This window comes from Candidatus Caldatribacterium sp., from assembly GCA_014359405.1.
In the GTDB taxonomy this organism is placed as follows: Bacteria; Atribacterota; Atribacteria; order Atribacterales; family Caldatribacteriaceae; genus Caldatribacterium; species Caldatribacterium oleiphilum.
This window is the reverse complement of the sequence record JACIZN010000072.1, coordinates 1-10,111: the sequence shown is the minus strand read 5'-3', so window position 1 is coordinate 10,111 and position 10,111 is coordinate 1. Positions and strand designations below refer to the sequence as shown.

The following is a 10,111-nucleotide window of genomic DNA, read 5'->3' as shown; positions in this document are numbered from 1 at the left end:
AATAGAACCCCCCGAGAGCGTTGATTTGAAATGTTCCATGTGGTGTCCCTTTCTTTCCTCAAGTCAGCCACTGTTGAGGTTTTCACAGGAGACCTGCAGAAAATACGTTTTCAGGGATTGCACGTTTAACACCCCTGAAGAGTGGCGTGTTCTCAAGGAAAAACTTACTGCTAAAGTATTGTCCGTGCTCAATCTTAGCCTTGAAGAATTGCTGGCTTACAAGCCAGCAATTCTGAAGGAAGGAGAATACGAATGTTGTAATTATCGAGTCGAGAGGTTTGTGTTGTCCTGGGACGAAGGAATAACTATTCCCTTCTATCGTTGGACGCCTTCTGAAAGTCGTGGTGGTAAGAGGGCTTGTCTTGTGATGATGTGTGATAATGGAAAACTGAGTTGCCTGGATGAAAAGCTGCTTGGTTCCGTTCTCGAAAATGGTGCTGACCTTTTTGTGCTTGATGTAAGAGGCTTAGGAGAAACACTTCCGATTGCTCCTACACACAGGATTATTGCTACTGCTGATGGTACCTTGGCAGAAGTTGAAAGTGAGACTGAAGAAACCCTCGAGTTTGAGGTGGCTACCAACCATATGATGATTGGAACAAGCCTGCTTGGTAGGCAAGTGGCTGACCTCCTTTATTTTCTAAGGGTCTTAAGAATTCTTTACGAGGAACAGGCTAACTCTTTGCCTCGGACCGCCCTCTTTAGTAGCGGAGTGAGAACCTCCTTGGTTTCCCTTTTTGCTTCGGCGATTGATGATGAAATTCAGCTGGTAGTTCTAGACAACCTCCTGTTAAACTATGTCTCCTTAGTAGGCAGAGGAACTCTTGCTCCAATGGGGATATATCTCTTTGATGTTTTGCGCAATTTCGATCTGGATTGTGTTGCTGCGATGGTTGCTCCGCATAGGTTGGTAATCAATCGCCCTATCCTTTTCAAAGATGGAGAACAATACGAAGTGGAAGTAGATGTAGCTAAATCGGCTTATACTTTTACCTTGGATATGTATCAATCGATGGGGTGTAATGAGAGATTTCGCATTGATTGCAAGCCTTTTCCAGCGCTTGTTTTAGAGGAGATTGCGACCTTTCTCGTTGCTTGGCCGGAGCCTTGCATAGGAAGGTGATCCCTTGATGACAAGAGGCTATTCTCCTCGGGAGCTTATTTTGCGTGTCTTTTCGGGTGAGCGTGTGTTGCCAATTCTCCACTTTGACCTCTTGAGGAATAGAGAGGCTATCGAGTACTATGCCGGAGAAAAACTGCGCAAGGGGAACGAATTGATGGTAGTCACGAGGGCATGTCAGAAAGTTCTTGACGCAACGAGGACGATCCGTGTACCTGTAAATACTCCTACCTATAAGGAGGAGGATGGCTTCCTTAGGTTATATACTGGTTGGACTAGTTGGGTTGTGAAGCGACCTTTCCATGATTATCCCTCTTTTCTGGAGTGGGTTAAGCAAAGTGTTCGACAATCTATTGATTGGCATCCGAGCGAAACTTTTCTTAGAGAATTACATGACAAACACGTCCTGGAACAGGAATTACTTGGTGACACGCTACTCTTTTGGACAGCTGCAGAAGGCTGGTTCTATGGGGCATACGAGGAAGCCGGGTTTGAGAACTTCTCATTCCTTTGGTATGATGATCCCCTTCTCTTCTCAGAATGGTTAGAGGGGCGCTTTCTTCGATGTAAGACCATTGTTGAGTTATTAGCAGATCCGAACATATGTCCAGTAGCTTTCTTAGGAGAAGACATTGCAAGCAATAAGGGACTTATCTTTTCTCCACGGCTGTTAGAAAGTGAGTTTTTCCCCCGTTTAAAGGTCTTAGTCGATGTGTTTCACAAAAAGGGAATCAAGGTCGTATTCCACTCGGATGGCAACTTCTTGGAAGTTCTCGATCAAATTATCGACACAGGGATTGATGGGCTTAACCCCTTGGATCCTCTCGCAGGTCTCGAGCTGGAAAAGATGAGAACAACTTGTCCGTCTAGGGTAGTTCTTATCGGCAACCTTGATTGCAGCCATCTTTTGCCTTTCGGTCCCAAGAAAAAAATCCGAGAGGAAGTAAAGCGCATTTGCGAGCTTGCCAAGTCTGCGGGAGGTGTTATCTTTGCTTCAAGTAGCGAGTTGCATGATGGAATCCCGCTTGAAAACTTGATTTGCATGTTTGATGCATTTTGGGAGTATCGCTGGTAAGCGTTTCCCGCTTAAGTCGATGCGGAGGTGGCTTCCATGGACAGCAGGACACGGGTTTATAAAGCCTTGAAGCATAATGAACCGGATCGAATACCTCTTGATTTTGAGGCAAGAGAGGAGGTTGTTCAGGGTCTTATAGGGATTTTGGGTTTGAGGAATAGGGAAGACTTGCTTAGTTACTTTGGCATAGACTTCCGTCAGGGAGGACTGCTCCCTGGAGGAGAATTCTTGAGGAGGGGTGCTTTTTTTCACCCTAGACGAAAATGGGTTATTGAGGTCTCACCGGGGATCTACGAAGACGAGTTTGGGATCCGATATCGTACTGACGATAAGGGAAGGTACTTTGGATTCATCGCTCACCCTTTGGCGAGGGACGAGGATCTTAGCAGGTTCTCCTTCCCTGATTTTGAGGAGGAGGAACGCTACGATGCTCTTAAAAAGGTTGTAGCGCTTTTCAAGAGCAGATTTTTCATACAGGGAGAAGCAACTTCGACGCTCTTCGAGTTAGCGTGGCAGATAAGCGGGTATGAGCATTTTCTGTACAAGCTCTACAGGGATCCGGCATGGGCGGAAAAGCTCCTTGATGAAATACTTGCTTTACGCCTTGTGCAATGTACCCGTTATGTTGAAATAGGGGTTGACATTGTCTATTTGGGCGACGATTTTGGTATGCAGGATCGAATGATGGTGAGTCCTGAGCTATGGCGCAAATACTTTAAACCTCGAATGAGGACGCTTATCGAAACCTGCAAGAAGGCCAATCCTTCCGTGTTTATCCAATACCACAGTGATGGTTATATTGAACCAATAATACCGGACCTGATCGAGATCGGGGTAGATATCTTAAACCCAGTACAGCCGGAGTGTATGGATGTTGAAAAAATCAAGCGTTGTTACGGCAAGGTATTAACTCTACATGGTACGATTTCAGTGCAGAGTTTGTTACCCTTCTCTTCAAGGGAACAATTAAAGGAGGAATTGACCAGGATAGTCACTATTTGTGCGCCTGGAGGAGGATACATTGCTGCTCCCACCCATGCTATCCAAACTGATGTGCCATTGGAAAACATCATCTTTATGTACGAATTCCTAAAGAGGTGGAGGTATGAGCAAAAGGATGGAATGGTGTAAGTGCCCTTCTGACGAGGAAATCAGTGCTCCTTGCAGGGACATAGTTCAGGATTTAGGCACTGTTTGAGTTCATTTTTACGAGTACCCCATTTGCGGCTCGTCTATGGATACCTTGCTTGTAAAGAGGAGAGATGACCTTTTATATCAGTGTGTGGTCAAGCAGAAGGAGCTTTTGTGTGGATAGTTATACTTTCGGGCTGGCTCTTTTGATGTAAGTGTTCTCCTTCGCAGGAAGAGGTACTTTCACCCTATGTTGTATCATACCGAATACCCAAGAGGTGAGCATCCGCACAAAACCTTGGGTATGAATCGGTGTAGGTACTGCTAGTTATGAAAAAGCTTCGTAACTTGGGGAAAGTGTCATTGTCCAAACCTCTTAGAGAGGGTTTGGACAACCTGAAGACCTCATCAGAGCAGTTGTCTGGCTTATTTCTCCTGCTTCGTAATTCGTCACCGGGGTGGTTACACTTGCCGATGGAGGTTTCAATACATCCTGCGGGATGTAGGTCCGAAAAGGAGGAAGTCTGATGTTCATTGACACTAATTTCCTCAACCCCAACTGGCTCCTCACGACAAAAGAAGCGGTGTGGCTCTACCATGAGGTGGCGCTTCCCCTTCGGAAATCCCGGGGTATCGTCGATGTCCACACCCACCTCAGCCTCCGGCAAATCTGTGACAATGCTTCTTTTCTGAACATCTGGAAAGCGGAAGTGGTGGATGAACGGTACGGAAACTGCGACCACTACCTCGTGCAGCTTGCCGCCAAGTTCCCGCCCTTTTCCTTTGAGCTTGCCTACGACTCCTCCCGCTCCGACTTCGAAAAGTGGATGGTCCTGAGTGAGGTCTTCCCCTACCTTGAGGGGAACCGCGTCCACCAGTGGATGCACCTTGATCTCGGGAGGGTCTTCGGTATTGCGGAGCTCCTTGGACCTGAGACGGGAAAGTCCATATGGGAGGAAACGGAGAAAGCCCTTTCCCGGGAGGACATGCGGCCTCAGGAGCTCCTCCGGAAGATGGGCGGGCGGCTCTTTGCCACCACTGACGACCCCCTTGACAACCTTGAGGACCACAAGAGGGCTCGAGCAACCATTCCCGATATCCTCTTCATCCCCACCTTTCGGCCCGATGCGTACCGGGATGTCACGAGTCCTCACTTCCGGGAGAACGTCAGGAGGCTCTGCGAAGCAACCGGTGAGGACACCACCCTTCGGGGACTCCTCGAGGCCCTGCGCAAAAGGCACGCTTACTTTGCCGCCATGGGTGCCCGCGCAAGCGACCATGGCCTTGTGGAGCCCTGGGGCCTTGAGGTTCCTGAGGCCCGGGCTGAAGAGATTTTCGTCCGGGCGTTCGAGAAAGGAGAGCGCTTCAGTCCCCGTTCCCCTGAAGCTCGGGACTTCACCTCCTACATGATGCACCGCTTCCTGGAGATGGACCGGGAAGCCCACCTGGTAACCCAGATCCACTTTGGGGTTCTGCGGGATGCGAATCCCTACCTTTTCAGCCGCTTTGGAAGCAACGTGGGAGGGGATGTCACCCTTGACAGCATCCAGGTGGTGGAGAACCTCAGGCCCCTTCTCTCGCGCTTTTTCAGTGGAAAGGATAACGCCGAGCACCACCTTGTCCTCTATACCATGAACCATGAGTACCTCCATGTCCTTGTGGCTTTGGCTCGGGCTTTCCCCCGGGTCCACCCCGGCTTCCCCTGGTGGTTCAACGATGCTCCCCACCTCATCGAGGAGGCCCTCCTTGAGATAGCTAACTCTTTTCTTCTCACCTCGATGGGCGGACCGGTTGCCGATGGGCGGAAGATTCTCTCCGAAGGGAGTCGCTTTGAGGTCTTCGACCGGATGATCTGCCGGGTGGTGGGGAAGCTCCTCTCCGAGGGCCAGATTTCCCGCCCGGGCGCTACCCGTCTTGTGGAAGCCCTCATGTACCGCAATGTGGTTTGGATTTTTGGGCTTGAGGGAGTTCTCCCTTGAGCGCCTGGGGGAGAACGATGGGTAAATTCTCTGGCTGTCAAACTGGGTTTTTCAGGGGAGACCAGGTGGCTGGAAGCCTTGATTTTAGGGGGTTTCTGGTAGGCCGTGCAGGACTTGAACCTGCAACCCACTGATTAAGAGTCAGTTGCTCTGCCAAATTGAGCTAACGGCCCACCAGGCAAGGTAGAATATACTATGTGGGAGAGAAGGTGTCAAGGGGTCTGGATTTTTTAAAGGGGAGTTATCCTCTATGAAGCTCTGGATTGTGGGTGTGGGACCGGGGGATCCCAGGCTTTTGACGGTGCATGCCGTTGAAGTCCTCAGGCGGGTGGAGCTTGCTTTTGCCCCTCTCATGGGTTCTGAACTCGAGAGCCGGGCGTACCAGGTGGCCTGTCCCTACCTTTCCCCGGGATGCGCGGTGGTCTACCTATCCCTTGAGGACCCTCATGCGTCCCGGCGTGTTGTGGAGGCTTTGGCTTCCCGGAAACCCAAAGAGGCGGCTTTCCTTGTCCTTGGGGATCCGGGGCTTTACGGATCGCCCTTCCGGATTCTCCCTGAAGTCGCAGGAGGAATTCCCCTCGAGGTTGAGGTTATTCCGGGCATCAGCGCTCACCAGGTGATGAGCGCACGCCTCCTTTTGCCCCTTGCGCAGGGAGGGGAAATCTTGAGCATTGTTCCGGGGACTGCAGAAAAAGAGCGCATCGGGACCCTCCTTGCAAATTCTGACACCTGTGTCGTGTACAAGGTAGCTTCGCTTTTCAGGAGAGTTGCCCTGGATTTCGGGGACTCCTTCGAGGGGTGGATTGGGGAAAACCTGGCAACAGAGAAGGAGAAAATCTATCCCCTTGCGAATTGTTCCCTGTCCCTTCCGTACTTTTCCCTTGCATTTCTTCGTCGCAGGAAGTCTCCATACCTATTGCAGAGTTTGTAGGGAATAGCTACAATAAACTTGCGCGCCCGTAGCTCAACAGGACAGAGCAACGGACTTCTAATCCGTAGGTTGTGGGTTCGATTCCCGCCGGGCGCGCCAGGGGTTTACGAGGTCCATTGACAGTGGAAACGTTTGTGTTACAATAAAAATGCGTCGGGGCGTGGCGCAGCCTGGCAAGCGCACTCGTTTGGGGTGCGAGTGGTCGGCCGTTCAAATCGGCTCGCCCCGACCATTTTGCGGTTTAAGGGGGGGGATGCAGTGGCCTCCGTAGTTGACCTCTTTCGCCTCGATGGAGAAGTGGCCGTTGTTACCGGTGGAGCACAGGGTCTTGGGAGAGAGATGTGCATAGGCCTTGCCGAAGCTGGAGCCTCTGTGGTTGTAGCCGACCTCAACCTTGAAAAGGCCCAGAGAGTCGCCGAGGAAATCCGGGGTCTTGGAGTTGCCTCAGAGGCGATGCAGGTTGATGTGACGAAGAAAGCCCAGGTTGAGGCAGTGGTGCAGCGGACCGTTGAGCTCTTCGGAAAAATTGACATTCTCGTGGCCTGTGCAGGGGTTGGGCAGTGGATGAAAGCCGAGGAAATGCCAGAGGAAGACTGGAAGCGGGTTCTCGATATCAACCTCAATGGAGTCTTCTTCGCCTGCCAGGCGGCAGGGAGGGAAATGATCAAGTGCCGAAAGGGGAGCATCATCACCATCTCCTCCATGTCGGGAATCATCGTGAACACTCCTCAGGCGCAGGCCCACTACAACGCTTCAAAGGCCGCCGTCATCATGCTCACAAAGTCTTTGGCTTCTGAATGGGCCCCGTACAACGTTCGGGTGAACACCATTGCCCCGGGGTACATGGAGACGCAACTTGTTGCGGACCTCCTGAAGCAGTATCCTGAGTACGCTGAGCTCTGGAAAAAGCTCGCCCCCATGGGGCGCCTGGGTCGGCCTGAAGAGATAAAGGGTCCCTGTGTCTTTTTGGCCTCTCCCGCTTCCTCGTACATTACGGGAAGCGTGCTTGTTATGGACGGAGGATACACCATCTGGTAGGGAGGTGGTAGGAGCGTAAAAAAACGGAACAATACTTTTCTCCTTTGTCTTCTCGCATAGTGTCTCGTCAAGTGTGTCTAGCCAGCATGATAGCTTCCCATCTCGATTTCCGCAAATCCTCGGAGCCTTCGCGATCCCCAGGCCTCGTTCAAGTGACTCAAAACCAGGTACAAGAGCTTTTCTACCGCCTCCTCTCCACAGAACACCTCCACCACCTTCGTCCTCCTCTTCACCTCCTTGGCTAAGCGTTCCAGTTGGTTCGTGGTGTACAAGTACCGCCGGATGGACTTGGGGTGACGAAGAAACGCCAAAAGGGCATAAGCCTTGGTCTCCCATCGCTCCACAATCTTGGGATACATTCCGCCCCAGCAATCCCGCAACCTCTTCAACGCTTCCCTGGCCTCCTCCTCAGTTTCTGCGCGATAAATCTTCTTGAGAGCTTCAGCCAAGGCCTCGCGGTCCTTCCTTCTGACCTTGTTCAATGCATCCCGTACGGCATGCAAAACACAAAGCTGCCAATCGGCTTCGGGAAAGATCTTTTTGATCGCCTCCTCCAGACCCGGAAGATCATCGGTGATGAAGATCCGCACTCTTTGGACCCCCCGTCGTTTCAGGTCTTTGAGAACCTCTTCCCAATTCCTGGCGCTCTCCCCTTCCGTCCCAAACAGCCAAAACCCCAGGATATCCCTTCGCCCATCCGGCTCAATCCCCAGGGCCATGTACACCGGTTCCTTGGCCGTTTTTCCCCGGCGGATGGAGAGGAAAGTCCCATCCAGGAACACCGCGTAGTACTCCTCCGCTAATGGCCTTTCCCGCCAGACCTTCACCTGTTCCTCGGCGACCACAAGGAGTCGGGAGATGCTCTGCGGGGAGTAGAAGGCGCCGTAAACGCCCTCCAGGAAGCGGGAGATGTTCCTTGTAGAGGGTGAGGATAACTTCCGAGAGGTCTACTGAAGCCCGCTTCCGGTAGGGGAGAATCCTCGGATGGAAATTCCCTTCTCGCACGCGGGGCACCTTGAGGTCCTCCAGGAGGCCAGCGAGGGTGAGAAGATCCGGGTGTAGTACCCGTTGGCCTTGGTGGGGTGTTGCTGCAGGTAGAGTTCCCGCTCCTCCCGCATGAGGTTCTCCAAAAGGTTCCGGACCATCGTCCTGAGTTCCCTTCGAACGCCTTTAAGATTTCCTCGCGGGTTTCTTTCCGCATGGTAGCTTTCCTCCTTTCGAAAGTCTTTTCCCTTGGGAAGGTTACCATGCTGCCCCACAGACACACTTCCTGAGGCACTACCGGCTTGACTCGTGGCGCTATAAAGGGTTAGCGGGGTCCGGGGGATTTTGTCCTGCTTTGGACAGTAGATGCTTGGTGGAAAAAGAACAGGGTCCTGCTGGAGGAGACTGGTTGGGAATAGAAAAAAGAACGCGATGAAAGGTTTCTTGGTGGCTTCACGCGGGGCAGAGAGACACTAGTTGATGGTTCTAGGAATCGATGAATGTATCCGTTGGGCCGTACGAGTGGAGCTTTTGAACTCGAAAATCGTGCAACAATTTGAAAGAGCCATTGAAAAAGCAAGCGTTATTGGGGAAGCAAGGGGTACAGTTTGAAGTCTATCCTGTTCCCTATTCTTCCCTTAAGTATCCATATTCTTCGAAAGACCTGTACATTTCTTCCACGTTCTCTAGTTTGGCATCTTGGTTAATTTCCCCACAGAGTATAAGTCCTCCATCCTTCGTTCCCAGAAGTTCTATGACGTGTTTGACATATTCCCTAACTTCTGTTCTCGAAGCTTGCGGAAGAATATACTGTCGGTCAATATCAGTTCTAATGCAAACCCTGCCCTTCACAATCTTCGACAATCTCTCCAGATCAATGGCCGAAAGCTGCGGGTTAATAACGTCCACTCCTATCTCAATTAGGTCCTCGATGATCTCTATGGTATTGCCATCAGTGTGAAAGTGAACATGAAGGCCTCTTTCCTTGGCTTCCTGGAATATAGTTTTGTATGCGGGCTTGAAATACTTCCTCCACATGTTAGGATCGATCATAAGGGATCGCTGGGTACCCCAGTCGTCATTCATAGATACTCCTTGGATATTGTATTTTGCAAATTCTCGAAGCGTTTCGAGGCTATACTCCACAATCTTATCAATAAGCTTGAAGACAAAGGTTGGTCGCTCGTGAAAGGCAATCATGAGGTTTTCAAATCCCACCAGCCATTGCATTAGTTCGAACAAGTTACCAATGTAGGCAAGGAAGTACTTTCGACTTTCGTAAGCAAATTGCTCCTGGGCTTTTAAAAAGGGGTAATCATACCTCCAATATGCACTTCCATCCGGAAAGTTGTACGCTTCAAGGGCTTTGTCATCTAACCCTTCCTCTACAATTTTGGCTAGTGGATGTACAACCACTTGGCCTACGAGCCCAGGGTCTTCTTTGCGCCATATACAGCCCCACTCGTCGCTCTGGTAACCGCTTCTGCCCGGTTTTCCATACTGGAATGTACGAGGTTCGACAAAAACAAAGTCGTCTTCCAATACGAACCTCTCCATAAGCTCTTCGCTCATTTCGTAACCAGCAGCAGCGGGTCTCCACTTTCCTGTTCCGCCAGTTTTTTCAACTGCTTCACGATGCAGATAAGTAGGGTACTTTCTTAGAATTGAGTAGAGTTTTTCACCATATCTCATCCACGCTGCAGGAAGAACCGCATGCATTATAGGATATCTATCCGGACGCCCGAACTCTATCGTTCTCTTTACTCTCTCCAGGCTATCCACGTGACTGTTGCCCCCCTTGATCTCCTGTCCCCTACAAGGTGTCTCCTTTGGAAGCAGCTGACTGGGTAAGA

The 10,111-nt window shown here is 50.9% G+C and carries 9 protein-coding genes and 3 tRNA genes; 8 read left to right on the top strand and 4 right to left on the bottom strand.

The window, feature by feature from the left end; genetic code table 11:
- The 4 genes from H5U36_06725 to H5U36_06710 form a co-directional block, all read left to right on the top strand.
- A partial coding sequence (locus H5U36_06725; GenBank protein ID MBC7217821.1) for a hypothetical protein occupies positions 1-1,123 on the top strand: 1,123 nt, incomplete at its 5' end.
- A gap of 67 nt (positions 1,124-1,190) precedes the next feature.
- The gene (locus H5U36_06720) at positions 1,191-2,195 is read left to right on the top strand and encodes a hypothetical protein (GenBank protein ID MBC7217820.1); all 1,005 of its coding nucleotides are present in this window, start codon (positions 1,191-1,193) and stop codon (positions 2,193-2,195) included.
- Between the two features lie 36 nt (positions 2,196-2,231).
- Complete coding sequence (locus H5U36_06715) at positions 2,232-3,326, top strand: hypothetical protein (protein MBC7217819.1); 1,095 nt, start codon at positions 2,232-2,234, stop codon at positions 3,324-3,326.
- A gap of 527 nt (positions 3,327-3,853) precedes the next feature.
- Positions 3,854-5,305, top strand: coding sequence for a glucuronate isomerase (locus H5U36_06710; protein MBC7217818.1), 1,452 nt, complete (start codon positions 3,854-3,856; stop codon positions 5,303-5,305).
- Positions 5,306-5,401: 96 nt separating this feature from the next.
- Here H5U36_06710 and H5U36_06705 read toward each other — a convergent pair.
- Positions 5,402-5,478: transfer RNA gene (locus tag H5U36_06705), tRNA-Lys, on the bottom strand.
- A gap of 77 nt (positions 5,479-5,555) precedes the next feature.
- Between H5U36_06705 and H5U36_06700 the strand changes: the two genes are divergently transcribed.
- The 4 genes from H5U36_06700 (at position 5,556) to H5U36_06685 (ending at position 7,274) form a co-directional block, all read left to right on the top strand.
- Positions 5,556-6,236, top strand: a complete 681-nt coding sequence (locus H5U36_06700) for a precorrin-2 C(20)-methyltransferase (GenBank protein ID MBC7217817.1) — start codon at positions 5,556-5,558, stop codon at positions 6,234-6,236.
- Positions 6,237-6,258: 22 nt separating this feature from the next.
- Positions 6,259-6,335: transfer RNA gene (locus H5U36_06695), tRNA-Arg, on the top strand.
- A gap of 55 nt (positions 6,336-6,390) precedes the next feature.
- Positions 6,391-6,468: transfer RNA gene (locus tag H5U36_06690), tRNA-Pro, on the top strand.
- A 26-nt stretch (positions 6,469-6,494) separates the two neighbouring features.
- Positions 6,495-7,274 (top strand): glucose 1-dehydrogenase, encoded by a 780-nt coding sequence (locus H5U36_06685; GenBank protein ID MBC7217816.1) that lies wholly within the window; start codon positions 6,495-6,497, stop codon positions 7,272-7,274.
- 77 nt (positions 7,275-7,351) lie between these two features.
- Here the strand turns inward: H5U36_06685 and H5U36_06680 are convergent, their stop codons facing one another.
- The 3 genes from H5U36_06680 to H5U36_06670 form a co-directional block, all read right to left on the bottom strand.
- A complete protein-coding gene (locus H5U36_06680; protein ID MBC7217815.1) occupies positions 7,352-8,056 on the bottom strand; it encodes an IS256 family transposase in 705 nt (234 codons plus the stop codon).
- Positions 7,977-8,288 carry a transposase gene (locus H5U36_06675; GenBank protein MBC7217814.1) on the bottom strand — a complete coding sequence of 104 codons (312 nt, stop codon included), beginning with the start codon at positions 8,286-8,288 and terminating at the stop codon, positions 7,977-7,979. Before H5U36_06675 ends, H5U36_06680 begins: the two co-directional genes overlap by 80 nt.
- Before the next feature lie 597 nt (positions 8,289-8,885).
- Entirely contained in the window at positions 8,886-10,040 is a 1,155-nt protein-coding gene (locus H5U36_06670; GenBank protein ID MBC7217813.1) for a hypothetical protein, read from the bottom strand.
- Positions 10,041-10,111: the final 71 nt, after the last annotated feature.

Bases quoted from the DNA above. Each gene is read 5' to 3' on its own strand.
- H5U36_06710 (MBC7217818.1), top strand. From the start codon at position 3,854: ATGTTCATTGACACTAATTTCCTCAACCCCAACTGGCTCCTCACGACA.
- H5U36_06715 (MBC7217819.1), top strand. From the start codon at position 2,232: ATGGACAGCAGGACACGGGTTTATAAAGCCTTGAAGCATAATGAACCG.
- H5U36_06700 (MBC7217817.1), top strand. From the start codon at position 5,556: ATGAAGCTCTGGATTGTGGGTGTGGGACCGGGGGATCCCAGGCTTTTG.